The sequence below is a fragment of the Schaalia sp. Marseille-Q2122 genome, assembly GCF_903645355.1.
In the GTDB taxonomy this organism is placed as follows: Bacteria; Actinomycetota; Actinomycetes; order Actinomycetales; family Actinomycetaceae; genus Pauljensenia.
This window is the reverse complement of record NZ_CAHJXR010000004.1, coordinates 43,187-69,456: the sequence shown is the minus strand read 5'-3', so window position 1 is coordinate 69,456 and position 26,270 is coordinate 43,187. Positions and strand designations below refer to the sequence as shown.

Here is a 26,270-nt window from a genome sequence, read left to right as displayed (position 1 = left end):
GCAGATGTGACGGGCCGTCAGCTCAATTGGATACATATGTGCATCCATGTCAGAAGTCCCAGAATTTCGCGGATTTGAGGGCAAGAATGACACTAAATCATTCAGTGTCGAAGGATGTGTTCCCCGTGTCCCTAGCAACCGCAATCCCGATCCCCACACCCGATTACCCCACACTTTTCTTTTTCGAAATAGGTGAGTGGTGGGACTATCTCATGCTCATCATTGTCACCGCCGGCCTCGCATTCGGCGCATGGCTGGCACAACGCTCCAAATGGGCAGCGATTGGCCTCTTCATTGTCGTACCCGTCCTCCTGACAATCTTCTGGTGGCCCTACTCCACCGCTGGCACCAAGTCCGCCGGCTGGTTCCCCATCGTCAAGCAATACTCCGCACTGCTGGGCTCGCTCTCCCTAGTGGCCCTGCAATACTTCCCCACACTGCGACGCAAGTACTGGTACCTCCTGCTTCCCCCCTTCATCCTCGCCATCAATATCCTCGAAGCCGTCATCCGCGACTTCCAGTGCTACGGCATCCACGGCATCGACCCCTCCCAAGGCATCTTCACCTGGGGCGGCCCCTGGAATATCCTCAACGGCATTGCTGGCATCCTCAACCTCCTCGCCATCTCCGGCTGGGTAGGTATCTTCGTCGCCAAGGGTGAATCCAAGGCCATCGTCTGGGGCGACCTCACTATCGGCTGGATCATCGCCTACGACCTGTGGAACCTGGCGTATGTGTACAACTGCCTGGGAGATCGCGCCTGGTACTCGGGCGTGGCCCTCCTGGCCTCCTGCACCATCCCCGCTCTCCTGCCCTTTGGTCGCGGGTCTTGGATCCAATACCGCGCCTACACACTGACACTCTGGTCAGCAGTGGTGCTCACCTTCCCGCACTTCATGCACGATTCGATCTTCGAGCATCGCCCCTCCCACAACCCCACCGCGCTGCTCATGCTCTCCCTGGCTGCCTTCATTGCTAATGTGCTGGTCTTCGCCTGGCACATTCGCACCATCGTCCGCGAAAAGCGCAACCCCTTCACGCAAGAGGTCTACCTCAACACCCCTGCCTACAAGACACTCATTGACAGTTTCGCTTCAGCCGAGGACAAGGCCTACATCTCTTCACGCAACCCGGGAGTGCGCCTCTAAGCTCCGCTCCCACAGCCGCGAAGGGGCAGGCGCGAGGGGAGGTTCGCAGCGCACATTATGCGTGCTGCGAACCTCCCCTCCCCTCATTTATCTCAAGGCCGAAGGAGAGGGCGACTAGCGCTTCTTGCCCCAACCGGGAAGGTAGGTGCGCTCCATCTTCTGGCGGATCTGTTCCTCCCAGGAGAACTTGGGCTCTTCCCAGCCATCGAAGTATTCCTCATCGACGGTGTCCGCCCAGGGGGTACCGGGGCCAACAGGGGGCCATTCGGGATTATCAGTAACGGGCGGGCGAATCTCGGCCACAGCCGGGCTCTGGCGTCCGTAACGCATCCACTGGGTGTAGGTATCCTCGAACAAGGGAGTCCCATCCCAGCGGCCAGCGGGGGTGGAGGAGCCAAAGAAGCGGCCACCCAGGACGCCTCGCTTGAAGCGACCCATCCACTGCTCGCGCTTACGGAACTCTGCCAGGCGCTTGACGTAGATGTTTTGCAGGTGGGTCATGCACCCGCCGATGAGCTCAATATTGATCCAATTAATGAGCTTGGGCAGCGGAGTGTCCGGCTCGTAGCCGATACGCCAGTGGTTAATGAGGCGGCAACGCTCGCCCTTGAGGGGGATGACGTAGAAGCTCCAAGCGGCGGCGAAGTGCGTCATCGTGGGGTAGCGGAAGGCGTAAGAACCCGGCGCTGCCGGAGGATTCTTCGTATCCACCCACTGGGTGAGGTACTTGCCGGGCACCACGTCGGCCCACTCCATGGACATGCCCTGGAAGTCAAAGCCTGCAATGTCACCGGGCATGAGGGAGTCAGGCTGCTGGAATTCTTCCTGGATTTCGTAGGAGTTGAAGAAGGGCAGGCGGGCGAAGGTGCGCTCGAGGAACTCCGAGGAGAAGGAGCCGGACTTTTCGCAGCCGATCTGCTTGAAGATGCGCCAGACGACGTAGGCGGGGGCGTCAATGTCAATGGCGTAGGTTGATGAGTAGGCGTTGGCGTAGTTGGCGTCAACGATGTCGTCGGAGGGGTATTTCCACTCCTGTTCTTCCTTGGTGGCTTTACCGGTGAATTGGCTGAACACCACCATGCCTCCCAACACGCTGGCGGCGGTGAGGCCACCGGCAGTCAGGAGCCTGCGCGAGAGACTCTTGTGACGGGCCATGGGATACTCCTTTGAACTGAGTGAAGGTGCATACACCTGTGTATCGCACTTACTCCCACTGTATCCGACCATTCGTGCACTTCTAGGTCTTTTGGGCCTAATTCTGCGCCGATACACAGGTGTAGCATCACGACATAGTCCCCTGCACCGCGCAGAACACCACCCATTCCCACCCCATCGAAGCCCCTGGGGCCAACCCGCCCCACACTTCGATACACATCCGTACCCGGATTGGGTTGACTTCCCGCACTGCACTGAAGGAGTGAAGAAGTGTCGTCCCTATTCCTCTGGGAGATCGGCTCCCCCAAGGTCTACATCATCTGGATCGTCGTCTTTGCCGCACAAATCATCATCGCCGAAATCAACCGCCGCTGGAACTGGACGATCTTCGCCCTGTGGACCATCGGTGGCCTGGCCGCCATGCCCTACGCAGCCATCCACGGCACCCCCATGGTCGGATGGTTCCCCTTCGGTAAATACGCCATCATGGTCGCCACCGCCACCATGACTGGCGCCCTCCTTGTGTACGGCAAACGCAATCCCGTCAAAGCCCACCGCTACGCCATCTGGCTAGGCGTCGCCCTGTGGATCGGCCTCGCCGTCAACATTATGGAAGCCAATATCCGCGACCTCACCATCTTCTTCGAGGCCGACACCTACTACGCCTGCGGCGCCTCACCCGAATGCCTCCAATCCATTAACGATGCCCGCGTTGGCATCGACATGATCAACGGCCTACCAGAAACACGAGGCGTCACCGCCGCCCTCCACTCCCCCGAGTGGTACCAAGCCGTCGCTGACAACTTCAAAGCCAACCACGTTGGCATTGACCCCGCCACGGGCTTCCGCACCATCGGCGGCTACTGGAACATCCTCTCCGCCCTCGCCGGACTGCTCAACATCATCACCATCACCGGCCTGGGCAAGATCGCCATCACCTCACCCGGAAAACAAAAGGTTCGCGGCCTCATCTGGGTGGACATGGTCTGGCCCTGGGTCATCGCCTACGACCTGTGGAACCACGCCTTCCTCTACAACGCCCTAGCCGACTACACCTGGTACTGCACGCTAGCCCTGCTGCTCGCCTGCACCATCCCGGCCTTCACCTGGGCAAAAGGCCAGTGGATCTGGTTCCGCTGCTTCACCCTCATGTTCTGGATCGCAGCCAATAACCTGCTGCCCGAGCTACTCGTGCCCCCGGCACACATGAACAATTTCGCCACCATGAACCCCGTGGCCAATATCGTCTGCGCCGCAGCCGCACTCATCTTCAACGTGGGCCTCTTCGTCTACTGGATCTACAAGATCGTCACCACCAAGCGCAACCCGCTGACGAACAACCTCTACTTCGAGCTCGGCGAATTCCGCACCATCGTGCGCGAGCACTTCGACGATAAGGACAAGTACTTCCAGACTGACATGATCCCCGAAACCCCCACTGAGCTCAGCTTCGAACCCGAATCCACCACTCCCCCAGCCGATGGCTACGTCGGCTGGATGCCCTGGTGGACATCCGACAAACGCTACCCCAAGCCCCGTACGCCCCTGTCCGCCGACCCTGGCCTCGTAGCCAAGGGCGTCACCAGCGACCCTGCGTGGGACGTGAAGGCCTGAAACAGGCTCCACCTGCTCCACACACGAGGCGCGCGCCCCATCCATTACTGGACGGGGCGCGCGCCTCATTCTTCCCCTCTCTCACAGGGCCAAATTCAACGGCCGGGCCCCTACGCATCCTGACGCATATGGAGGCCAAAAGCGGCAACCATGCCCGTAAGCGCCCACGCCGCCAGCACCCACGGCCCCCACTCGCCCTGCCCATTCACCCCACATCACCGCCCCCGTGCAAGCAGAAGGCAGCGGCCCACCACCCCGGAAGGAAAGCAGCGGCCTCGACCATAGAGGCCGCAATAGGGGCAAGGACGCAGGAAACGGCAACAAGCACACTCATAGCGGCCGTTCGACGCCCAATGATGCGCGCGCAGGCCGCGCTCCACAGGGCCAAGCCCACACTATAAAGCGCGGTCGGCACCATCTGGATTGCGACCCCCTCCACCCCGAGAGAACCGGAGATTCCATCATCCAGGCGACAAGATGAGCCGCCCCCGAACTTGCCCCACCCCACGCTGCAGCCAGAAACGCCACCCACGCCATGCGCACACCAAGGAGGGGCGCCGGGGCGGGTGCAACCAAACGCACTGTCCGCGAAGATCGGCCGACCTCGTCAATCAAAACGACCAGCACCCCCACAGCAACGGGAACAAACTGAGCAAATCCCACCACCGCAGCACTGAGGGTAACGCCATCTAGGACGCTTGCACCCACCCCTTCAGCACCGCCCTGGCGTCCACGCGCCACGACCACTGCCAAAACGGCTGAGACCAGCAGCGACGCCGGAACAAACAGGCGCCCACCGGGTAGCCACACAAGCTGGCGCCCACTCACGGCCGCATATCGGCGAATCATTTCCACTCCCTCCGCATCATGACCATCCACGCCACCACAAGAGGGACTACTGCCCACGCCACCAGCACTGCGGCATTGGTCATATCAGAACGCGTAACCCGTTCTAAAAGTTCCGGGTAGAAGAAGGTATTGTGCGGCAGTTGCTCGGGGATGATCAGTCCAAAGGCAGCGACATCCGGCAAAAGGGCGACATGGGTCGTCATCGGAGACAACAGCAAGGACAGGGGCACCAAAGAAGAGTTAACGATCAACAACGCCAAGGGAAAAGTCGCCGACCTTGCCAGCAGTGTCAGCGCGTGGGACAGGAGGGCCATCGACACCCAGTAGCCGCACACAGCAGGTAGACGATCAAAGTAACGTAACCACATCTGCACGACACCTACCCCCTCTGGTCGTCCCAGAAACACAATCAAGACGTAGCTGAAGAATGCCACCGCAAGGCTCAGCACAATCACAAGAATGGACTTCGCCAGCAGGGTTGGCCAGCGACGCGGAAAAGCCCCGTGATTCACCACCCACCCCGTGGCCTGTTGTCGAGTGGGGTCGGCGGTGAGGAAGTCACCGCTTGCAATCACTGCCCCAATGGTGACTGCCGGGATAATGAGCAGCGCGAGATTTTGCGGCACAACATCCAACGCCCCACATTCGACGCAGTCACTGCTCTGCCGGTTAGCAATGAACGTGATAATACCCGGCAGAGCACTGAGTGCAAGAGCAATGGGGACACCCATCGTTGACCAGGCTTTACGCCACTCTGCGTAGGTGGCGCGGCTCAAGAGCTGGAGCTGTGTCAGCATCACTGCCCCCGCCCTGTTGCCGCGAAGAAGGACTCTTCGAGGGAGCGGTGTCTGCCTTGGACCTCAGCCACTGCGCCGGCTGCGACGATGCGCCCCCGGTCAAGCATGATGACGTCATCGGCGATGCCCTCAAGTTCGTCAATGAGGTGACTCGAAACGAGGACGGTCCGACCTTCTTGGGCCCACTGTCGGCAATCCGATCGGAGTTGACGGATGCCCTGAGGGTCCAGACCGTTGAAAGGCTCATCAAGGAGGAGGACGGCGGGGTCACCGAGCATGGCTTGAGCCAGGGATAGACGCTGGCCCATCCCTAAAGAAAAGGTTCCGACAGGCTGTCGGGCGGCCTCACTCAGACCCATGCGCTCAAGCATTTCCTCGGCGCGAGAAACAGGAATACCTGCCGCTGCGCACAGCCAGGCGAGGTGCTGGCGGGCGCTGCGTTTCGGGTGCGCGCCCGGGCCGTCAAGCATGGTTCCCACTGTTTCGAGGGGGGAGCTGAGCTGACGGTAGGGTCGGTCCCCAACGAGGGCTTGCCCCTGTGTGGGGCGATCCAAGCCGACAATGCAGCGTACAAGGGAGGATTTTCCCGCGCCGTTTTCTCCGATCAGGCCGGTGACTTTCCCTGGGCCTATGCTCGTGTGAATGTCGGTGAGGACGGCGCGCGTCCCTCGTTGTTTATGCAGGTGAGTGATGGTCACTGTGACGGGTTCTGCTCTCATACCCCCATCCTTGCGCCACTCCCCTGGCCCCACATCAGCCCCTGTGCCGATCTTTCAGGCATCAGCTCAGCCTCTAGGCTGAGGCCAAGTCCCCCATCAGGCTCTACACTCGCACTATGTCCACGACCGATCCCCTGACCGGCGCTGTCTCTTCCTCTTTTGCCTCGGCCACGCCTGATGGCACTGCCTCGCGGGCTGTGCCCGCCGACCCCGTCAGCTCCGTCAGCTCCGTCAGCTCCGGGCTGGCGGTGGAACCCCGTTCCTGGCGTTCTCAGCGCAGCACCTACCTAACACTGGGCCTGTGCCTGTCGACCATCTTCATGGTCATGGGGATCGAAGGAGTGTCGTCCTGGGTCGTGTGGGGGATCCGCCTGGGTCTCCTTGCCCTCATTGTGGTCACCATCTGGAGTGTGCGCAGCGATCGGCGCGCCCACCGGCGAGAACTCCAGGCATTGATGGTTCACCGGGCCATCGCCGAAGAGAGGCTACGCCTCGCGCGGAACCTGCACGACATTATTTCCGATGGTCTTGGGACGATCTCGGTGCGAGCCACCGTCGCCCACCGCCTAAGTGGCCGCGAGGGGCCCGCCCTGGACCGTTTGGAGCAGGCTCGCCTGGCGCTGGACGATATTAGCGTGACATCACGGCAGACCGTTGACCAGCTCCGCAAGATGCTCGAAATTCTTCACACCCCGCCCACCCTCACTCCCCCAGTGTCGGAGCCTTCCACTCCTGCACCCGGCACTCCTCCTCCGCTCGCGCCGCACGCATCGGCCGCTATTCCCCCCGCCCGCGACGTCGCCGCCATTATCGACGGAGCACGGCGCTCCGGCCTCGTCCTCGATATTGATGACCCCTTGGGGTACCTGGCGCTCACGGACTCTGTGTCGCCCGCGCTCATGGGACGCGACGAGGCCACCTCGCCCATTACGCACGGCGGATCGGCGCCCTCAGCCCGCATCCTTCCCGCCCCGCTCGTCGAAGCCCTTCACTGCGGCCTGCAGAACGCAGCGCGCCACGCCGGCCCCACCCACGTCACCGTCGCCATCAGCGTTGGCGAAGGCGTCAACGAGGGCGAGGCCGAGCTCCTCCTCTACGTCCGCGACGAGGGACCCGCAGACGGCTGGGTTCCCTCTCCGGGTGCAGGTGTAGCCCTTCATCACCTCGCGCACACGTGCGAAACGGCAGGTGGAAGCATGCGGGCTGGCCCCACTCCGACAGGAGGTTTCCTCCTCACGGCAGCAGTGCCTCTGCCCATACTGCAGCACGCTCCTCATCCTTCGAATGCCTCCGATGAGACCACTGATGACTGATACCACTCCCATTCGCGTCGCGATCGCCGACGATCAGGCCCTCCTGCGTGGATCCTTGCGCGCCCTGTTGGCCTCGGAGGAGGGGATCGAGGTCCTCTGGGAGGCCAGCAGCGGACCTGAAGCCCTGAGTTTGTGCGCCGAAGCCGTCCCTGATGTTCTTCTGCTGGATATTCGAATGCCCGGTGGCGGTGGGCTCAGCGCTCTTCATCAGATTCGTGCGCTCCACGGGCGAAGCATTCGGATCCTCATGCTGACAATGTATGAGGTTGATGAGTATCTCCGTCAGGCTCTTAGCGACGGCGCCGATGGCTACCTTCTCAAAGACAGTGCCCCAGAGGATCTCATCGCTGCGGTTCACGGAGCAGTGAGAGGCGAGCCGCAGATGTCGCCAGCGGTCTTGCGCACGCTGATGGCCAGTTTTGCGCGCGGCCCAGCCTCGGCGCGCGGCCCGGCCTCGGTGCAGGGCAGTGGTGTGCCTGCCGTTCCCCTCTTGCCGGGGGAGCATCTGACTCCTCGGGAGTATGACGTTCTCGCCTTGATCGCTGAGGGTTTGAGCAATGAGGAGATCGAGCGGCAACTGGTGATCTCGCGGGCGACATTAAAGACCCACATTGCTGCGTTACGTCGAAAGACAGGCGTGAATGACCGCGTCAAGCTTGCTCTCCTGGGAGTTGCAGCCCAGGTCGGGACACCCGGGTGCGCCGACACATGGGCGGATGGAGGAAGCTAGTCGCAGCGGCGATCAGTCCAACCGGCTGACCCGTCTAGGGCACCTGTGGCATGCCCCCGTCATATGCCAACCTCTAGACGTCGAAGCCGACGGCCTCCCAGCCGTCGTACTCCCCATTGAAACGTTCGGCGAGCTCTTCAAAGAAGGCGCGGATGCCGGGCATGGTGTCGGCGTTGGTGGGCTGGTCGTCGCGTCGGACCGTCATCGACCAGTCGGGGTAGCCGTCGAGCTGGTAGACGCCCTCGCGCGCACCCAGCCATCCGACGCGTTGAGCTTCAACGAGGGCGGCGCGGGCGGCCTCTTCGGTGGGGAAATACAGGTAGTGCACCTGGTCTCGCGGTAGGGCGAGGTTCACGCGCTCGCTGAGGATCGTGAGAATCTGCGTGTCACCGGGGTGGCTGGTGGAGATGTCCACAGCTGAAAGGGTGGCGTCAAGGACGGGACTGAGGGCGTTCGCGCCGTCGGTGGTGGGGACGGCCTGCTGGTTGAGAGCAGGCTCCCTGACCCTTCGGAAGAAATCAAAGAATCCCATGGGGCACCTTTCGCAGCGGCCTTCCGGGTGGGTGGCCGCGATTCGGTCGCCTACCTCGGATGGAGGGCGTGGCGTCGTGCTGGTCTCATCGTTGAGCTACCACCTCCATTTTTCGACATAAGGCGAATATTCGCATGTGGAAAGTCATTTCATCGCATTTTTATGAGATGATCTTGCATTGACGGCTCAGCGGTGAGCAAAAATGACCGCACGGTCATGTCTACTGCTCCCCGATTCACCCCTCAAAAAGTGTCAAGACAGCGCGCACCCGCCGATGAGTTGCCGAATCCACATGTAGCCCCAACTTCATGAAGATGCGCTGAATATTCTTTTCCACCGCACCTTCAGAGATGAACAAGCGTTCGGCTATCGCCGCATTGGAGTAGCCCTCCGCCATGGATTCCAGCACTTCGCGCTCACGGGCGGTGAGGGTCGAGAGGGGGTCCGCGCTTCGGCCTCGTCCAACAAGCTGAGCAACAACCTCAGGATCCATGACGGTGCCGCCTGCTGCCACGCGGTCAATGGCGGCGAAGAAGGTGTCAAGGTCGCTGACGCGGTCCTTAAGGAGGTAGCCAATGCCGCCCTCGCCATTGCTCAGTAGGTCGGTGGCGTAACTCAGCACGATGTATTGACTGAGCAAAAGGATCGGAGCGAGGGGCCACTGCTCGCGGATACGGATCGCCGCCCGCAGGCCCTCGTCCCTGTGCGAGGGCGGCATCCGAATATCGCTGATGGTCAGGTCAGGGCGGGTTTTCAGGCACGCAGTGACCATAGCGTCGCCGTTACTGACACTGCCCACAACCTCGTGCCCCTCGTCACTGAGAATGAGGGCGAGGCCTTCGCGCAGAAGCAGGGAGTCGTCGGCGATCAGGATGCGCATGGGATGATTGCTTCCACTACGGTGGGACCTCCTTGCGGGGAGTTCAGAGTCAAGCGCCCGTCAACGGCTCGCAGGCGCTGCTCGATCCCTGCCAGGCCGTAGCCTTTAGACAAAGCTGCACCACCCACACCGTTGTCAGCGATAGTCACCCGCAATGCGCCCTCTTCGACACGCATGGTCACCTGAGCGGCACTCGCATCGGCATGCTTATTGACGTTCACGAGAGCTTCGGCAACGGTGAAGTAAGCGGCGGTGGCGACGTGCTCAGGAATGTGAACCGTTCCAAGCCCCAGCGCGTGCACTGATACGGGCACGGTGGAGAGCGCTGCGGCCTCGTCCACCGCCGCGGTAAGTCCTCGATCAACGAGGACGGGAGGGGCGATTCCTCGGGAGAGTTGGCGCAGTTCACTGAGGGTTTCTTGCGCGCTTTGGAGGGCTTCCTCCAGCAGGAGACTCGCTTGTTTCGGATCGGTATCAACGCGGCGTTTCGCGCGGGCAAGATCCATTTGCAGTCGGACAAGACGCTGCTGGGGTCCATCATGCAGGTCACGTTCAAGGCGCCGCAAGGAGCGAGTCTCTGCATCACGGGCGGCAGCTCGGGACTCAGTGAGATGCTCAATATTGCGGCGTTGGCGGGCGCGGCTGGACAGCATGAGGTCAGAGAAGGCAGTCAGCAGCAGCGTGCAGCCACGAAGTACAAACGGTGCGCTCACAGCAAAGAGGAGGCCAACACTAAAAGCGAAGCCCGCATCGAAGACATTGGGATAGGGCACGCCCAGAAGCTCACCGAGCCCCATTGAGTTGAAGTTGCTCCACCCTCCGTAGATGTCAATGAGTTCAAGGAAAGGGGTGATCACTCCTGCAATGGGAGCTGCCGACCAGATCAGCGCAACCACCCAGGTTATGAGGGCGATAGGGAAGCCCGCGATCACCCATATGATGTCGAGCCACGATTGGGGATCTTTCAGGAGCGTGAGGATCTTGTCTCGCGCCTTGGCTGTTGGCGTTGCCACGAGATAGGGGTATTCGGGCATAGGACGGCCCTGGATGGTGGCATTGATCGTGCGTTGCAGCTCCGCTGCGAGCCGGGCGATCATGATCGAAGCAATCATCATCGCAATACCGATCCCGATGATGGCAGTGCCGACGCCTGCCAGGAGCGTTGGCAGAACCAGCACAAAGATGACGAGGTGAACGGGCGCCTGAAGCAGGAGGTAGGCAGCGTTTTGTGGCGCTTTGGCAAGTGCCTGCCTGTAGAAGGAGTGAGGCGAGGTTGTAGCGTCAGGTGATGTATTCATGACTCCAGCCTTCCTTCTATGGGTGGTAAATGCGATCCAGCTAGCAGGACAATTCTGACAGCCGTGTTGACCAACAGCTCAACAAATCAACACATCAACACCCGCATGCAAAACCGCGCCACCCCAACTTTCCGTTGGAATGGCGCGGTTCCATTCGAGCCGCCTGTGGGAATCGAACCCACGACCTAATCATTACGAGTGATTCGCTCTGCCGACTGAGCTAAGGCGGCCTTGCTGACAACCTCACCGCAGTGAAGCCATAAGCAACGGGGTTAGATTACCGGATTGGCACCCGGCAAGCAAAACCCGCAGGCGGGAAGCTGATCACACCATGCGGTCCAACAGCACTCCCAGCAGGAAAAACCTAGTTCTCACAGTGCAGGCCGTCAGCGGGGACAGTGCCCGACACCAGGTAGTCTTCCACGGCGTCACGCACGCACTGGCTGGCATCCTTCGAGTAGGCGGTGTGATCCCAACCTTCCCAGGTGACGAGCACGCCCGAGCTCAGCTGCTTGGCCAGGTTCACGGACATGACGTAGGGGGTGGCCGGGTCGTGGGTGGTACCGATGACGACGATGGGGTTGGCGCCCTCGGCCTTGAGGGCCTTGCGGGTGGCGGTGCGTTCGAAGGGCCAGGCGGTCAGGCCAGCACTGTCGTAGCCGACGAACTCGTCCATGAGTTTGAGCTCATTGCGCAAGATCATGACCTGGGACTTCCAGTCCTGCTCGGTGCCGGTGGGCTCATAGTCCAGAGAGTTAATGGCGATCAGGGCGTCGGTTGAGGTTGCCGCGTAGCTCCCATCAGCGTTCCTGTCATTAAGCAGGTCGGCGATCGCCAGCAGGATCGAGCCATCGTTGACAGATAGTGCCTGAGTCATGCCTTGGGTCAGTACCGGGTAGCCCTCGGTGTTATACATGGCGCCGATCATGGCGGTGACGGCAAGGTTGGCGGTCAGTGGGCGCTCCGGGTCAGAGGTTTCCATCGGCTGACGTTCCAGTTCCTTGAGGAAGCTCTTCACGCGGGCAATACCCTCTTCAGTGTTGCCGGGCAGCGGGCAGGAGGATCCTGCCTGGCAGTCCTCGATCCAGTGGATGAGGGACTCGTCAAAGCCACGCATCTGCAGGGCGGAGATTTCAGCGCTGCTCATGGCAGGGTCAACAGCCCCATCGAGGATGAAGCGGCCAACATTCTGCGGGAACAGGTCAGCGTAGGTGGCGCCCAGGAAGGTGCCGTAGGAATAGCCCAGGTAGTCGAGCTTTTCTTGCCCCATGAGCTGACGCATCATATCGAAGTCACGGGCGGCAGAAACGGTGTCAATGTATTGGGCGATGTCACCGCTGTGTTCCTTGCAGCCCTCCCCCATACGTGCCGACAGGTCACGCGCGAAGGCGATCTCTTCGTCTTGGTTGTCAGGGCCCTCGCTGGCTTCGATCGCTTGCGCTCGTTCGATATCGGCCTCGTCAAGGACGCCGTGGGTGTTGTAGCGGTCCCGTTCCTCGTCGCTCATGCAGACGACGGGGGTGGAGGAGCCGACGCCACGCGGGTCGAGGGCGACGATGTCGTACTTTTCGACGAGGGCGTCGCCCATGGAGTTGCGCACCTGGGAGGCGAGGATCTTCACCGCCGAACCACCGGGGCCGCCGGGGTTGAAGAAGAGTGCGGGGGCGTTCTCATTGCCGGACCGGTGGACGGCGACACTGAGGGTGATGGTCTCCCCCTCGGGCTTGTCCCAGTCCTTGGGGGCGAGGACGGTGGCGCACTGGTAGTCGGTGAGGTTCTTCGGTGGGGTCTCATGCGAGGGGGTGATGGCATCGCCTTCGCAGGGGCCCCAGTTGACCTTCTGGGAGTAGAACGCGTCGATGCTTCCATCCAGGTCGGCGGCAGTGGTCTGCCCAGATTGCGTGTCGGCTGAGGGCACGTAGGCTCGGTTCGCGTTGAGAACTGCGAAGCCTGCGCCGAGGGCGACAAGGGAGAGGAGCGTTAAGGAGACGATGAGGATGATCAAGCGCGAACGAGAAGTCATATAGGCAGACTAGCGGGTTCCCAGCGTGAACGAGGAATGGGACGCACCTCAATAGGGTCCACCCGGCCATTATTCAGGGCCTCATCAGGGGTGTGTGCGGTGGGGCACTTTCACGGCGCGCGCCTTACCCACGAGCCGGCCCTACACCTGGGGCCGAAGAGCAATAGCCATCGCCTCCAACGCCAAAGCCGGGGCGACGTTGGCGGCCAGACGGCGGCGTGCTTCCTCGATAGCTTCCACGCGCTCAAGGGTTTGGACGGTGGTTGACGCACGCGCAATGTCACCGATAGTCACCGCGATATCCTCATTGACGAGGTCGGCGCCCGTGCCCAGTTGGAGCATGAGGACATCCCGGTAGATGGCGAGCAGGTCCACGAGGGCTCGGTCGAGCACGTCATGAATAGCGCGTTTGGCGCGACGCTTTTGCTCCTCTTCAAGCTGATGCAACTGTGCGCGCGAGTGGGCGCTGGGGCGCTCTCCTTCTTCCATGCCCAACTGTCGAAGGAGCTCAGCGCGTTCTCGCGCATTGCGTTCCTCGGTCTGAGCTTCCGCCTGAGTTTTTGCCGTCTCCAACAGGTCAGCGGCGGCCATGACGGCCTCACCAACGGAGCGGACCGTGATGGGGGCGGTAATAATCTCACGGCGACGCTGACGCATCTGAGGGTCACGCGCCAACGCCCTCGCCAGACCAATATGGGACTGCGCCGAACGTGCGGCCTCCACGGCCACTGCGGGGTCAACGCCGTCGCGGCGCACCAGCAGGTCGGCCACGGCCTGCACCGAGGGGATGCGCAGGGCCAGGTGACGGCACCGCGAACGGATGGTGGTGATCATGTCCTCAGGGCTGGGTGCGCACAGGAGCCACACCGTTCGCGCCGGGGGTTCCTCCACGGCTTTGAGCAGCACATTCGAGGTGCGCTCGGTCATGCGGTCGGCGTCCTCAACGAGGATCACGCGCCAGCGTCCCTGCGAGGGCGCAACCTGGGCGCGGCCGACAATGTCGCGGGCCTCTTCAATGCGGATCTGCGTGGCCTCGGTGGAGACACTATGCACGTCACCATTGGTGCGGCCCATGGTGGTGCGACAGCCCGGGCACTCCCCGCATCCGGGCGTGGGGCCCGTGCATTGGAGTGCGGCTGCGAAGGCGAGGGCGGCGACGGAGCGGCCTGATCCGGGTGGGCCGGTAATGAGCCAGGCGTGGGTCATGGAGCGGGCGTCGTCCGTGTCGGCCTCGGCGCCGCTGCGCTGGCCGTCCACGATGCGGCGTGCGGCGAGGGCAGCCTCGGCAAGCACCTCAATGGCGGCATCTTGGCCGACCAGCTGCTCCCAGACGCTCACTCCTGCACACCTTCAAGGGCGAGGTCCCACAGGGTGGCCTGCGCGGGAGTCATCAGCGCTTCAATACGTTCTTCCAGGACGCCGCGGATTTCGCTGAACACTTCCTCCGGTGTTCCCACAGCGTCAATGACGACAACCCGATCGGTGTTCTCCTCAGCGATGCGCAGGTATTCGCGGCGGACGCGCGTGTGGAATTCAGCGGATTCGCGTTCCAAACGGTCGCGTTTGCCGGTGCCGCGGCGGGCGCCGACCTCCGGCGGGAGGGCAAGCAGGAAGGTCAGGCGAGGGTCGAGCCCCTCGGTGGCCCACTCAGACAGGGAGCGAATCTCGTCCACACCGAGGGCGCGCGCAGCACCTTGGTAGGCAACAGAAGAGTCGATATAGCGATCCCCCAAGACAACGGTGCCAGCCTCCAAAGCCGGGCGGATCACAGTTGCGACGTGATAGGCGCGGTCGGCGGCATACAGCAGAGCCTCGGTGCGCGGATCAACGTCTTCTGGCCCATTTTGGACGAGGCGGCGCAGCTCGGTTCCCATCTCAGTACCACCGGGTTCACGGGTAACAAGCACGGTGTATCCGCGCTCCTCAAACCACGCGCGAACCTTCTGAATCTGCGTCGTCTTACCTGATCCGTCACCCCCTTCAAAGGTAACGAAAAGGCTGCCTTCAGGGGCCCGTCGCTGCCCACCCACTTGCGTCATGGCACTATCTTCCCACGGCCACCCCGAATCTGCGGAGTCGCCTCTCCTTACTTCGTTGATGAGCTGGCTGAGCTGGACTTTCGCGTCGTTGTTTTCTTTGCCGCAGTCTTTGAAGTGGTGGCCTTCTTCGTTGCCGTCTTGCGCGTCGTTTTAGCCTTCGCCTTCGTTGAGGGCCCCTTGGCACGCTTATCCGCCAGCAACTCAAAGGCACGCTCTTCAGTCAGGTTTTCCACCGTTTCTGCGCGCGGCACCGTAATATTCGTTTCCCCATCGGTGATGTAGGGGCCGAAGCGACCATCCTTGACAACAACCTTCTTGCCCGAAATCGGATCCACACCGAACTCACGCAAAGGCGGCTTAGCGGCCCCGCGCCCACGCTGCTTAGGCTGAGCGTAGATCTCCAGCGCCTCTTCAAGGGTGATGGTCAGCAGTTGATCCTCGCTGGACAGGGTGCGAGAGTCCGTCCCCTTCTTCAAGTACGGCCCGTAGCGGCCATTCTGGGCGGTAATGACCTCACCGGTGGCCGGGTCGGTGCCCAGTTCACGAGGCAGGGTCAATAGTGCCAGGGCGTCCTCAAGGGTGACGGTCGCCAGGGACATCGTCGAGAAGAGCGAGGCTGTGCGCGGCTTGGCGGCGGCCTTCTTGCGGCCCTTCGCTGCGGCCGGGCCCGAGGTCTTACCTGCGGTCTGCCCTGCAGCTTCCTCTCCGGCGGGCTCGGGCAGGATCTCCGTAATGTAGGGCCCAAAACGACCATTCTTCGCCACCAGCATGTGCCCGGTCGCCGGATCCACACCCAGCTCGCGCCCATCGTCAGCAGCTGCGGCGAAAAGCTCAGCGATCTTCGCATCAGTGAGTTCGTCAGGGGCGACCTCGTCAGGAATATTCGCCCGGGAGCCGTCCTCGCGCTCCAGGTAGGGCCCATAGCGGCCAATACGCAAGGTCACGCCATTGCCACAGTCAATGGAGTTCACGGCGCGCGCATCAATGTCATCGCCCAGGGATTCCACCTGGTGGCGCAGGCCAGAGCTTTCGCCCTTGCCGTCGGCACCCCAGTAGAAGCCCGACAGGAAGCCCACCCCGTCGGCCTCGCCAGCGGCAATACGGTCCAGATCAGACTCCATGGAGGCCGTGAAGTCGTAGTCAACCAGGTTCGCCAGGTTCTCTTCCAGCAGGCGCGTCACGGAGAAGGCCAGCCAGGTCGGCACAAGATATTGGCCGCGCCGGTTGACGTAGCCGCGATCCGAGATCGTCTGGATGGTCGCCGCATAGGTGGAGGGGCGGCCAATGCCCAGCTCTTCCATGGTCTTAACCAAGGTTGCTTCGGTGTAGCGGCCAGGCGGCTGGGTGGAGTGCGTGTCAGCCTCAGCGTCAGTCACATCCACAAGCTCACCCTGAGCGACCTCAGGCAGGACCTTCTCAGCGTCAGCATTGTCCTTCTCAGCGTCGTAACGGCCCTTGTCACGGCCTTCCATGTAGGCCAGGCGGAAGCCCGGCTGAGTGATCACCGTGCCGGAAGCAGACGAGATCACAGTATGCGCGCCCTGATCGTCAGCGACATCGGTAGCCACGCGGATGGTGGCGGTAAAGCCCACGGCGTCAGCCATCTGCGAGGCCAGGGTGCGCTTCCAGATGAGGTCATAGAGGGCAAGCTGCTGGGGCGAGAGCTGACGGGACACCTGCTCGGGGGTGCGGAAGTGGTCGCCAGCAGGGCGGATAGCCTCGTGGGCCTCCTGGGCACCCTTGGCGACCTTACCGTACACGCGGGGGGCATCAGCGACGGCCTCTGCGCCGTAGAGTTCACGGGCCTGAGCGCGCGCAGCCTGCACAGCCTGGGAGGACAAGGCCGTCGAGTCGGTACGCATGTAGGTAATGAAACCGCCCTCGTACAGGGACTGCGCGGTACGCATCGTTGAGGAGGCATTCCAGTGCAGCTTGCGGGAGGCCTCCTGCTGCAGGGTGGAGGTGGTGAAGGGCGCGGCCGGGCGGCGGCGGTAGGGCTTTTGGCTGACCTCGTGGACGGCCGAGGTCTGCGCCGCAGCGAGCAGCGCTGCCAGGCGGCGGGCGCCGACCTCGTCCAGATGGAGGACGCCGGCCTTCGCGGCCTTGGAGGTGAGCACGCCCTTTTCGCTAAAGTCCGCGCCGGTGGCGATGGGCGCGCCATCAACCTGCACGACCTTCGCGCCGAAAGACTGGCCCTTTGCCTCGACGGTCACGGACACCGAGGCGTAGTCGGCGCTGATGTGGGCGATACGCTCGCGTTCGCGGTCGACCACGATGCGGGTGGCCACCGATTGGACGCGGCCAGCCGACAGGGAGGAGCGGACCTTGCGCCACAGCAGGGGCGAGACCTCGTAGCCGTAGAGGCGGTCGAGGACGCGGCGGGTTTCTTGCGCGTCCACCAGGGAGGTATCAATGTCGCGCGTGTTTTCCAGGGCGCGTTCAATGGCTTCGCGGGTGATCTCGTGGAAGACCATGCGCTTGACGGGCACCTTGGGCTTGAGGACTTGCAGCAGGTGCCATGCGATGGCCTCACCTTCGCGGTCCTCATCAGTTGCCAGGTAGAGCTCGTCGGCCTCTTTGAGGGCGCGCTTGAGCTCGGTGACGGTCTTTTTCTTTTCGGGGGAGACAACGTAGTAGGGGGTGAAGCCGTGCTCGACGTCGACGGCGAAGCGCCCGTAGGGGCCCTTCTTCATGTCGGCGGGCAGGTCTTTGGGTTGGGGCAGGTCACGGATGTGGCCGATGGAGGCCATCACGTGGTAGTCGGGTCCAAGGTAGCCCTCAATGGTGGAGGCTTTCGCCGGAGACTCGACGATGACCAGCTTCTTTGAGCCCATTTCCCCTGTTCTTTCTGTTGATTCCCGTCATGCTCGCGCGCCGCCATCTACATGGCAAAGCGCGAAGCGTCTGAGGTGACCATACAACGCCGCAGGGCTTTTGTGTTACCTCTGGACATTTTTCGGCGCGGCCTCACGCACGCTCACACTGTATTACTGTGTGCCCGTTTTGGTGTGCCAGGCGCAGTTTTTCCTGCGTCTTGCCTGGCCAGGCGCCCGCCCCCTAGCAGCGAGTGAGCATTCCCGCGCGCAGCAGTTCAGGCAGGATGGAGGCGATTTCTTCCCGCACCGCTTGGGCGTCCACATCCATCAACACGCTGAGCGCCGTCACGATCTGGCCTGCTTGGAGTTCTCCGTCGCAAGCCCCGACAAAGGCACTGGTGGCTGAGCCAACACGAATGGAGCGCCCCATGCCACCTCCCTGGTGCAGGATCAGCGCCTTCGGATCGGGGATGCCCGGGGTGAAGTGGCGTTCCTCGGTGACATCGGGGGCGCAGCGCAGCGAGCACTCCCAGATGTCGTCCGGCAGCGTGAGGATGTCGAGGGCGAGGGCGACGTCGCGGCCGGTGGGCGCGTGCCCGTCGGGAACGTAGGAGTAGACCCTGGCTGGCGAGGCCGACGCGGCAGCATCACTCGCGTTCTCCTCCGAGCGCGCCCGCATGGCGAGGCTCCCCATGCCAATAGCCCCCACCCCGGCCTGGGCAAAGTCGCTGATCCACGCGTCGTAGGTGGCCTCGACCTCGTCGCGCGGAACCAGAGTGCCACCCGAATCACGAATCCACATCTCCACGTACTGCGTGGGGTCAAGGATGTCACGTTGGAGCACCCAGGCGTCCACGTTCAGGCCCTCAAGCCAGCCCTCCATGCGGCTGTCCCACTCGGTTTCTGGGTCGCGGTCGGCGGGAATCTCCCAGTTGCCAAGCATTTGCAGCGTGCCGCCCACATTGAGGTGCGCGGGGGCTTGGCCGATGATGGCGCCAATGAGCGAATCGCGTTCCATGCCGCCGTCGCGGTATTCCAGCAGGCCACCCTCGCGCAGGGAATCGGGCGTGATAACAAAGGGCGGGTTGGAGACAATGAGGTCGAAGCGCTCCCCCGCTACCGGCTCGAAAAGGGAGCCTTGACGCACGTCAATGCGGACGTCATTGAGGGCCGCATTAAAAGAGGTAATGGCGCAGGCGCGGGCCGACAGGTCCGTGGCCACCACCTGCTGGGCGTGAGTGGCCAGGTAGAGAGCCTGGATGCCACACCCCGTGCCAATATCGAGGGCGCGGCCGACGGGTGCGCGCATGGTCAGGGCCAGCAGGCTCATCGTGGCCCCGCCAATACCCAGCACGTGATCGGGGTGCAGGGGCTGGCCGGTGGTGACTTCGCCCAGGTCGGAGAGCACCCACCAGTGGTGCTCCTCGCGAGCATCCGCGTTGCCGCCTGGCGCGAAGGCCTCTGCGGCGGGCAGAGTGGCCGAGTGTGGTCGCAGGTCAAAGGCTGCGCTGTAGGTGACCTTGGGGCTTCCTGCCTCAGCATCCGCGCTTCTCTTAGCAGTGGTCAGGTCGTGTCCAGCGCCCTTCCCTTGCGCACAGCCGTTCTCACGCTCAGAGCCCTTCTCCTGCTCAGCGTCCTTTCCCCACTCAGCGCCAGCAGGCCGGAGGATACCCAGCTCCAGCGCGCCCTCAACGCCCAGCGCGGGCAGGGCAGCTGCGACGTCCTCGCCAGTTTCCACCGACCCGAGGATGAACAAGCGCGTCAGGAGGGCGGCGTTGGCCTCGTCAACGGGAATGCTGGGCGCACGCAATTCGACGAGGGCGGGCACGCGCTGATCGCGCATGAGGGCGGCGCGCGCGGCCTCGGATAGGAGCGTGTCCATGCGCTCCACCGTCCACCCGGCCTCGGCGAGGTCTGCGCGCAGGCGGGCGATCAGCGTCGGGTTGAGTGCCGGGACTGGCGAGGGCGAGGCGGTGGCCGAAGTTTGGGGAGAGGCTGAGGTGGGGGTGTGGTCACTCATGGGGCTACTCTACCCGCGCGGCAGCTGAGGGCTCCGAGGCTGTCCTGCACTGCAAGGTGGAGTCGTAGAATGAGGGCGATAGTCACCACCCCGCTCACCTGAGGAGCCACCGTGCGCGCACTGCGTAAAACCGCCCCAGCCCCCGGCCTGGAACTGTGCGAGATTCCCGAACCCGAACCCGGTTTTGGCGAAGTCAAGATTCGCGTCATGCGCGCAGGCCTGTGCGGCACTGACATTCACCTCTTCAACTGGGATGGTGGCGCGCCAGGGTCTTTGACGCCCCCGCAGACCTTGGGGCATGAGTTCTACGGCGAGATCTGCGCGATCGGCCGAGGCGTTGCTGAAGGTCGAGGCCGCGACGAACTGCACGTCGGCCAGCGCGTGTCCGTTGAAGGCCACATTGTCTGCGGCCGCTGCCGCAACTGTCGCGCTGGGCGGCGGCACATGTGCATCCGCACCATTGGCATCGGCGTCAACCGTGACGGGGGTTTTGCCGACTATGTCGTCGTTCCTGCCGGGAATGTGTGGGTGCAGCCTGAGGCGATTGACCCTGACCTCGGCGCGCTGTTTGACCCCTTCGGGAATGCGGTCCACTCCTGCCAGCAGATTGAGATGACCGGCCAGGACGTGCTTATTACCGGCGCTGGCCCCATTGGTGTGATGTGCGCTGCCCTGGCCCGTCATGCAGGTGCCCGCCACGTGGTCATCACCGACATGATGCCCTCGCGTCTGGAGCTGGCCCGCGCGGCCGGGGCTGACGTGGCCGTTGACATCACCCAGCAGACCCTGCCCGAGGTCATGGAAGCCCTGGAGATCCGCGAAGGCTTCGACGCGGGCCTGGAAATGTCGGGAGCGCCCGGTGGCCTGACCTCACTGATTGAGCACTGCACGCACGGGGCAACCCTGGCCCTGCTTGGCCTACCCAAGGGAGCCTTCCCCATTAACTGGAACCAGGTCATTACCCGGATGCTCACCATTAAGGGCGTATACGGGCGCGAAATGTTCGACACCTGGTACCTGGCCACCTACATGCTCGAAACCTCCGAGCAGCTGCGTGACTCGGTGCGCTCGATTATTACCCACAAGTTTGCGCCTGAGGAGTGGGAGCAAGCTTTCGCCGCCGCCGCTCAGGGCAACGCGGGCAAGGTCATTATCGACTGGGAGCGCTGAGCAGCTTCAAAGCACTGCGGGTGTTTCGGGCGCTATTTATCGCCCGAAACACCCGCACACTGTTATCAAGGCTCTTACATTGGCGCAGTGCTCGCGCCCCTGACGTGGACCGGTGTTCCTGCGCTGGACCGACGCCTCGGCGTTGCACCAGTGTTCCTGCGTTGCAGGGCGCCTCGGCGTAGTACCCCTGTTCCCGCGCGCACCAGTGCTCCTGCGTTGCACTGATGTTCTTGTGTTGCACTGGAAGCGCCGGGCCCGGACGCTTTCGAGCGACCAGAAGCAACAGGTGCAACCAGGCGCAACAGGTGGAACTAGAAGCAACAAGCGCAACCAGAGGAGACACCGGTTCTGACTCAGAGACACGATCCTCAACTGGGCTGCGGGCTCTCACTCCTCAAGCAGTGTGTTGAACCAGTATTCAGCCGAATAGCACAATGCGCATCGCAAACGTGCACGCCATTTATGACCTACGTCCTACATGACGGTTTCGTTTTTTAAAGACATTCTGTCTCCATCGCGACATCCACCAAACACGCCCGGACTTTTCCGCACTATTTCGCCATTTTTGCCTGATTCTCATACTCTTGCTTATCTCGCGAAATCCCACGCCCCTAGGCATAGCGTGGGAATACCTCACCACTCGTCCAAACACATTGCACCACCACCGGCACGCAGCACTCGTGCCGAACGCCCCCACCCACGAGACCTCGTCCAACACCCCAGCACCCAGCACACCGCCCTATTACCGGGCCCATTACCGGGTCTTACCCTGCCAACCGCCAGAGCCACTACCAAGGGAGTACCCCATGGTTGCCGACGTCATGATTATTGTCGAGCGAGTCTTCACCCAATCCCGCGAGGTCCTCTTCGACGCGTGGACCATCCCCGAACAAATGTCCCAATGGCGAGGAAGCCCCGGCACCCACGTAGAGGATGCACACGCAGAACTCACACTCGGCGGACGCCAATACCACGTCAAAGTCCTTGATGACGACCCCAACAACCGCGTCATCACCGAGTCCATCTTCACCGAATTCTTCCGCCCCGACGTCTTCGTCGAACAGCAACTGATCTCCGGCGATCCCGAGATAGACCCCACCACGCCCATGGAACAACGCGTCGAATTTGTCGCCACCGGCAGAGGCGGCACCCTCGTCCGCATCATCCAAGGCCCCTACGAAGCCAGGATCGCCGACTGGCACTGCCGCGGATGGGAACGTGAACTCAACCGCCTCGACGAATACCTTGCCCGTAACGAGACCAACACGCGGAAGGCATGATGATGAGCAGCGCCGCAACTGAAACATCCACCACCATCGTCCGCACCAAACCGCTGATGAGCATGAAGAACATCCTGCTCATGAACCTCGGTTTCTTCGGCATCCAGTATTCCTTCGGCATGCAACAAACCGCCATCAACCCCATCTACCAGATGCTCGGCGCCTCCCCCGAAGACCTGCCCCTGCTCAACCTCGCAGGCCCCGTCACCGGCCTCCTCGTCCAACCCCTCGTCGGCGCCATGTCCGACCGCACCTGGCACCCCAAGTGGGGACGACGACGCCCCTACTTCATTATCGGCGCCATCGGCTGCTCCATCTGCCTCGCCCTCTTCCCATGGGTGAGCGCCGTATGGATGGCCGTCCTGCTCCTATGGGCTCTTGACGCCTCCAACAACACGGCCATGGAACCCTACCGGGCCTTCATCTCCGACCGCCTCCCTCCCTCGCAACTAGCCAAGGGCTTCCTCGCCCAGTCCTTCTTCTGCGGCTTTGGCATCACCCTGGCAAATCTCTGCATCTGGGGCTTCCCCAAGATCCTCCCCGGAACGACAGGCCAGCTACCAACCTGGGTATTCGCGGCCTTCCTCGTCGGATCCGTATGCTCCATCGTCACCGTGATGATCTCCGTCCTCACCACACCAGAGCTTCCCCCCAGCGAAGCAGAACTGCGCGAGCTCGCCGAACAAAAAGCCAACGGTGGCGGCCTCATGGGATACATCAAGGACATCGGCAGCGCCATCGTTGACATGCCACCCACCCTGCGCAAACTTGCCCTCGTCTACTTCTTCCAGTGGTACGCGATGAACTGCTACTGGCAGTACGTATCCCTGTCAGTCGCAAAAGGCGTCTACGGCGTGGAGGACACCGCCGCACAACCAGAACTTTACGAACAGGCAGTGGCAACAACTGGCTCAATCAATGCCTTCTACAACATCGTGACCTTCTGTGTGGCCTTCCTTCTTGCGGGCCTCGCTCGAAAGCACGGTGCGAAGTGGGTCCACGCCATCTGCCTCTTCCTTGCAGCAATCGGACTTGGTATTTTCCCGCACATCACCGACCCCTACCTTCTTTTCGTCCCCATCGTTGGCCTCGGTATCGCCTGGGCGTCCATCATGGGCGTTCCCTACATCATGGCCGTGCGCGTCATTCCCTCAACCCGTTATGGCGTGTACATGGGAATCATCAACATGATGATCGTTATTCCCATGCTCATCCAGACACTCACCTTCGGACCGATCTACAAGCACGTTCTAGGCGACAATCCCCATAACGCCATCACCGCGGCCGCCGTGCTCTTGGCCTGTGCAGCTCTGGCAATGCTGTGGATTAAAGAACCTCCCATCGTTCGTGACGTCGAAGATATCCGTTCAAAATCCGGTGAAGACACCATCGGACAGCACTCGGAAGGATGATCTCCTATGACGAAAAAGCCCTACTCAACGATTGTTGTTGGCACTGACGGTTCCTCCCTGGCACCGACCACCATCGCCTCGGCCGCCCATGTGGCCGTCGCTGAGGACGCCGACCTGGTGATTGTCTGCGCCTACTCGTCCCTACCTCGGCGCACTGACGCGATGAATCAGGCCACCCTTGGCGGTGAAGTCACTTTCGACCAGGTGCCCGGTGTTGAAGCGGCCACCCTGGCCCTCGACGAGGCCGTTGCTCAGGCTGAGAAAGCGGGCGCACGAGTCAAAGCCGCTGAACTCATTGACGGACCCGCAGCAGCCTCACTACTGCATTCCATCGAGACTCACGAGGCTGACCTCCTGGTCATGGGGGCCATACGCGACCGTTCAATTGCAGGCAGGCTTCTTGGGACGGTTGCTCAAGAACTCGCAGGAAAAGCCCCCTGCGATGTGCTGATTATTCGCCCTCTCCCTGACACTCCCGAGCCTTCACGCCCTGAAGATGTCACCCTCTAAAACTCGCCGATCGCACTCAGGAACCACCATGACCCGTGTTGATACCACCTTGCGTCTGCGATATGCCCGCTACGGTGAAGAACTCCGCAACAGCCTTCATGCCGTCTACGGCGATGAGACTGAGCGCGTGTATGACCTCGTTGTTCGGATCATCAACCGCGCCTACCGCGAACGTTCAGCCGACCTCAAGGCTCTGGACGAAGCGCGCCTTCTCCAACCCGACTGGCTGCAGCTCCCCGAGCGTGTGGGATACGTGGCCTATACCGACCGCTTTGCAGGAACACTCAAAGGCCTCGAAGCGCGAGTGGACTACCTTTCTGACATGGGTGTCACCTACCTTCACCTGATGCCCCTACTTGAGCCTCGCCCTGATGAAAATGATGGCGGCTATGCGGTGATGAACTACAACAAGGTGCGCTCTGATCTGGGGACAATGGAGGATCTGAGCAATCTTGCAGCAGCTCTGCGTTCACGCGGCATCGCCCTTGTTGCCGACCTTGTCCTCAACCATGTTGCTGCCGAACATGAGTGGGCGCAAAAGGCCAGAGCAGGCGAACAGCACTACCGCGACTACTTTTGGATGTTCCCTGATCGGACAATGCCCGACAAGTACGAACAGCATCTCCCTGAGATTTTCCCCGATTTCGCTCCAGGAAACTTCACCTGGGATGAGCAGGCCAAGGCGTGGGTGTGGACAACTTTCAACTCCTACCAGTGGGATGTGAACTGGTCGAACCCCAACGTCTTCTGTGAGTATCTAAGCATTATTTTCAACCTGCTTAACCACGGGGTGGAAGTGATTCGCCTTGATGCGATCGCCTTCATATGGAAACGCTTAGGCACCATGTGTCAGGGGGAGGAGGAAGTCCACCACCTAACGCAGGCCTTACGCACCGCTATTCGCATTGCCGCTCCCGGTGCTGCATTCAAAGCTGAGGCGATTGTTGGCCCCGAGCAGCTTTTACCCTATCTCGGAAAAGGCGAGCACTGGGGGAAGGTTTCTGACCTGGCCTACCACAATTCCTTCATGGTCCAGCTATGGAGTTCTTTAGCGAGCCGCGATACCCGCCTTTTTGAGAATGCCCTCCGGGCTTTCCCCGCCAAGCCGTCAAACACGACGTGGGGGGCCTACATTCGCTGCCATGACGACATTGGTTGGGCCATCTCAGATGCGGATGCTGCTCACACCGGCTTATCAGGGCCGGAACATCGACGCTTCCTCTCTCAGTTTTACAGCGGCATCTACCCAGGGTCTTTCGCACGCGGCTTAGTGTTTCAGTACAACCCAGTCACTGACGACCGTCGTATTTCTGGCTCTTTAGCGTCACTTGCAGGCTTGGAAATAGCCCTGGAAAAGGGAGAGGCTGATGAGATTGATCTTGCGCTGCGACGTATCACCATGCTTTTGACTGCGGTAGTTGGCTTTTCAGGCGTTCCTTTGCTGTATATGGGCGATGAGATTGGGATGCTCAATGACTACACCTACGCTGATGATCCCGATCATGCGGCCGACAATCGCTGGGTTCATCGACCGGTCATGGACTGGGATGCAGCAGATCGGGCGCGAAAGGACCCGTCATCACCTGGTGGGCGGATCTATGCTGCGCTTCAGCATGTCATTGGGGTACGAAGGTCGTTACCGCATATGCATGCAAGTATTGAATCGACAGTTGTCCCCAGCCCTCATCAACATCTGTTGATCCTCCTACGCGATCATCCGGAAGGACGCATGGTGCAGGTCTACAACCTCAGTGAACATCGCACGAGTCTGAGCGCTGAAGTCTTGCGCGCTCATCTGGGGCATTCAGCGTGGGAAGCACTCAGCGGTTACGACTACAACCTTGACGTCCACGAGCTGACACTTGAGCCCTATCAAGCCTTGTGGTTTGTCGCTCACTAGCTCTTTGTTGTTCAAGGTCACTGGTGATACCGATCGGGCGTCCCATTATGGGGCGCCCGATCGGT

General features: G+C 61.7%; 20 protein-coding genes, 1 tRNA gene and 1 pseudogene. 9 read left to right on the top strand and 13 right to left on the bottom strand.

Translation table 11 applies throughout. From position 1 onward, the window contains the following. Positions 1-86: 86 nt before the first annotated feature. The gene (locus tag HWX48_RS04740) at positions 87-1,148 is read left to right on the top strand and encodes a DUF5692 family protein (RefSeq protein ID WP_303048066.1); all 1,062 of its coding nucleotides are present in this window, start codon (positions 87-89) and stop codon (positions 1,146-1,148) included. Positions 1,149-1,262: 114 nt separating this feature from the next. Here the strand turns inward: HWX48_RS04740 and HWX48_RS04735 are convergent, their stop codons facing one another. Next, positions 1,263-2,303, bottom strand: coding sequence for a hypothetical protein (locus HWX48_RS04735; RefSeq protein WP_175955152.1), 1,041 nt, complete (start codon positions 2,301-2,303; stop codon positions 1,263-1,265). A gap of 270 nt (positions 2,304-2,573) precedes the next feature. On the opposite strand from HWX48_RS04735, the gene HWX48_RS04730 reads away from it, so the two are divergent. Beyond that, positions 2,574-3,917 carry a DUF5692 family protein gene (locus HWX48_RS04730; protein ID WP_175955150.1) on the top strand — a complete coding sequence of 448 codons (1,344 nt, stop codon included), beginning with the start codon at positions 2,574-2,576 and terminating at the stop codon, positions 3,915-3,917. A 330-nt stretch (positions 3,918-4,247) separates the two neighbouring features. Here HWX48_RS04730 and HWX48_RS04725 read toward each other — a convergent pair whose 3' ends face one another. Genes HWX48_RS04725 through HWX48_RS04715 form a run of 3 tightly spaced genes read right to left on the bottom strand, consistent with a single transcriptional unit; the run spans position 4,248 to position 6,282 of the window. Beyond that, a complete protein-coding gene (locus HWX48_RS04725) occupies positions 4,248-4,766 on the bottom strand; it encodes a hypothetical protein (protein WP_175955147.1) in 519 nt (172 codons plus the stop codon). Then, a complete protein-coding gene (locus tag HWX48_RS04720; protein WP_175955145.1) occupies positions 4,763-5,566 on the bottom strand; it encodes a hypothetical protein in 804 nt (267 codons plus the stop codon). Before HWX48_RS04720 ends, HWX48_RS04725 begins: the two co-directional genes overlap by 4 nt. Further along, positions 5,563-6,282 carry an ABC transporter ATP-binding protein gene (locus HWX48_RS04715; RefSeq protein WP_124868513.1) on the bottom strand — a complete coding sequence of 240 codons (720 nt, stop codon included), beginning with the start codon at positions 6,280-6,282 and terminating at the stop codon, positions 5,563-5,565. Before HWX48_RS04715 ends, HWX48_RS04720 begins: the two co-directional genes overlap by 4 nt. A 116-nt stretch (positions 6,283-6,398) precedes the next feature. Here HWX48_RS04715 and HWX48_RS04710 point away from each other — a divergent pair, with 116 nt between their 5' ends. After that, the gene (locus tag HWX48_RS04710; protein WP_175955144.1) at positions 6,399-7,595 is read left to right on the top strand and encodes a sensor histidine kinase; all 1,197 of its coding nucleotides are present in this window, start codon (positions 6,399-6,401) and stop codon (positions 7,593-7,595) included. Beyond that, entirely contained in the window at positions 7,588-8,325 is a 738-nt protein-coding gene (locus HWX48_RS04705; protein ID WP_175955142.1) for a response regulator transcription factor, read from the top strand. Before HWX48_RS04710 ends, HWX48_RS04705 begins: the two co-directional genes overlap by 8 nt. Positions 8,326-8,398: 73 nt before the next feature. On the opposite strand, the gene HWX48_RS04700 is transcribed toward HWX48_RS04705, so the two are convergent. The 9 genes and pseudogenes from HWX48_RS04700 to HWX48_RS04660 all read right to left on the bottom strand — a co-directional run bounded on the left by HWX48_RS04700 (position 8,399) and on the right by HWX48_RS04660 (position 19,933). Then, complete coding sequence (locus HWX48_RS04700; protein WP_175955140.1) at positions 8,399-8,857, bottom strand: ribonuclease E inhibitor RraB; 459 nt, start codon at positions 8,855-8,857, stop codon at positions 8,399-8,401. 235 nt (positions 8,858-9,092) lie between these two features. Then, complete coding sequence (locus tag HWX48_RS04695; protein ID WP_175955138.1) at positions 9,093-9,737, bottom strand: response regulator transcription factor; 645 nt, start codon at positions 9,735-9,737, stop codon at positions 9,093-9,095. Beyond that, a complete protein-coding gene (locus HWX48_RS04690) occupies positions 9,725-11,035 on the bottom strand; it encodes a sensor histidine kinase (protein WP_175955136.1) in 1,311 nt (436 codons plus the stop codon). The genes HWX48_RS04695 and HWX48_RS04690 overlap by 13 nt, the downstream gene beginning before the upstream one ends. A 157-nt stretch (positions 11,036-11,192) precedes the next feature. Beyond that, positions 11,193-11,265 (bottom strand) — tRNA-Thr (locus tag HWX48_RS04685). Positions 11,266-11,399: 134 nt separating this feature from the next. Beyond that, positions 11,400-13,058, bottom strand: coding sequence for an alpha/beta hydrolase (locus tag HWX48_RS04680; RefSeq protein WP_175955134.1), 1,659 nt, complete (start codon positions 13,056-13,058; stop codon positions 11,400-11,402). Positions 13,059-13,199: 141 nt separating this feature from the next. Then, positions 13,200-14,396 (bottom strand): DNA polymerase III subunit delta', encoded by a 1,197-nt coding sequence (locus tag HWX48_RS04675; RefSeq protein ID WP_175955132.1) that lies wholly within the window; start codon positions 14,394-14,396, stop codon positions 13,200-13,202. A gap of 59 nt (positions 14,397-14,455) precedes the next feature. Continuing rightward, positions 14,456-15,097: pseudogene (gene tmk, locus HWX48_RS04670) on the bottom strand (dTMP kinase); the annotation flags it as partial. A gap of 47 nt (positions 15,098-15,144) precedes the next feature. Further along, entirely contained in the window at positions 15,145-17,931 is a 2,787-nt protein-coding gene (topA, locus tag HWX48_RS04665) for a type I DNA topoisomerase (protein ID WP_175955128.1), read from the bottom strand. Positions 17,932-18,154: 223 nt separating this feature from the next. Then, the gene (locus HWX48_RS04660; protein WP_175955126.1) at positions 18,155-19,933 is read right to left on the bottom strand and encodes a methyltransferase; all 1,779 of its coding nucleotides are present in this window, start codon (positions 19,931-19,933) and stop codon (positions 18,155-18,157) included. Between the two features lie 111 nt (positions 19,934-20,044). On the opposite strand from HWX48_RS04660, the gene tdh reads away from it, so the two are divergent. From tdh to HWX48_RS04635, 5 genes are all read left to right on the top strand, one after another. Continuing rightward, positions 20,045-21,103 (top strand): L-threonine 3-dehydrogenase, encoded by a 1,059-nt coding sequence (tdh, locus tag HWX48_RS04655; protein ID WP_175955124.1) that lies wholly within the window; start codon positions 20,045-20,047, stop codon positions 21,101-21,103. A gap of 806 nt (positions 21,104-21,909) precedes the next feature. Further along, positions 21,910-22,383 (top strand): SRPBCC domain-containing protein, encoded by a 474-nt coding sequence (locus HWX48_RS04650; protein WP_175955122.1) that lies wholly within the window; start codon positions 21,910-21,912, stop codon positions 22,381-22,383. Positions 22,384-22,385: 2 nt separating this feature from the next. Beyond that, positions 22,386-23,795 carry an MFS transporter gene (locus HWX48_RS04645; protein WP_175955120.1) on the top strand — a complete coding sequence of 470 codons (1,410 nt, stop codon included), beginning with the start codon at positions 22,386-22,388 and terminating at the stop codon, positions 23,793-23,795. A gap of 6 nt (positions 23,796-23,801) precedes the next feature. Beyond that, positions 23,802-24,305 (top strand): universal stress protein, encoded by a 504-nt coding sequence (locus tag HWX48_RS04640; protein WP_124868533.1) that lies wholly within the window; start codon positions 23,802-23,804, stop codon positions 24,303-24,305. Between the two features lie 28 nt (positions 24,306-24,333). Further along, complete coding sequence (locus HWX48_RS04635; RefSeq protein ID WP_217701589.1) at positions 24,334-26,205, top strand: amylosucrase; 1,872 nt, start codon at positions 24,334-24,336, stop codon at positions 26,203-26,205. Positions 26,206-26,270: the final 65 nt, after the last annotated feature.

Coding starts and splice junctions, on each gene's coding strand:
- HWX48_RS04740 (WP_303048066.1), top strand. CDS start 87: ATGACACTAAATCATTCAGTGTCGAAGGATGTGTTCCCCGTGTCCCTA.
- HWX48_RS04735 (WP_175955152.1), bottom strand. CDS start 2,303: ATGGCCCGTCACAAGAGTCTCTCGCGCAGGCTCCTGACTGCCGGTGGC.
- HWX48_RS04725 (WP_175955147.1), bottom strand. CDS start 4,766: ATGATTCGCCGATATGCGGCCGTGAGTGGGCGCCAGCTTGTGTGGCTA.
- HWX48_RS04715 (WP_124868513.1), bottom strand. CDS start 6,282: ATGAGAGCAGAACCCGTCACAGTGACCATCACTCACCTGCATAAACAA.
- HWX48_RS04710 (WP_175955144.1), top strand. CDS start 6,399: ATGTCCACGACCGATCCCCTGACCGGCGCTGTCTCTTCCTCTTTTGCC.
- HWX48_RS04705 (WP_175955142.1), top strand. CDS start 7,588: ATGACTGATACCACTCCCATTCGCGTCGCGATCGCCGACGATCAGGCC.
- HWX48_RS04700 (WP_175955140.1), bottom strand. CDS start 8,857: ATGGGATTCTTTGATTTCTTCCGAAGGGTCAGGGAGCCTGCTCTCAAC.
- HWX48_RS04695 (WP_175955138.1), bottom strand. CDS start 9,737: ATGCGCATCCTGATCGCCGACGACTCCCTGCTTCTGCGCGAAGGCCTC.
- HWX48_RS04690 (WP_175955136.1), bottom strand. CDS start 11,035: ATGAATACATCACCTGACGCTACAACCTCGCCTCACTCCTTCTACAGG.
- HWX48_RS04680 (WP_175955134.1), bottom strand. CDS start 13,058: ATGACTTCTCGTTCGCGCTTGATCATCCTCATCGTCTCCTTAACGCTC.
- topA (WP_175955128.1), bottom strand. CDS start 17,931: ATGGGCTCAAAGAAGCTGGTCATCGTCGAGTCTCCGGCGAAAGCCTCC.
- HWX48_RS04660 (WP_175955126.1), bottom strand. CDS start 19,933: ATGAGTGACCACACCCCCACCTCAGCCTCTCCCCAAACTTCGGCCACC.
- HWX48_RS04650 (WP_175955122.1), top strand. CDS start 21,910: ATGGTTGCCGACGTCATGATTATTGTCGAGCGAGTCTTCACCCAATCC.
- HWX48_RS04645 (WP_175955120.1), top strand. CDS start 22,386: ATGAGCAGCGCCGCAACTGAAACATCCACCACCATCGTCCGCACCAAA.
- HWX48_RS04640 (WP_124868533.1), top strand. CDS start 23,802: ATGACGAAAAAGCCCTACTCAACGATTGTTGTTGGCACTGACGGTTCC.
- HWX48_RS04635 (WP_217701589.1), top strand. CDS start 24,334: ATGACCCGTGTTGATACCACCTTGCGTCTGCGATATGCCCGCTACGGT.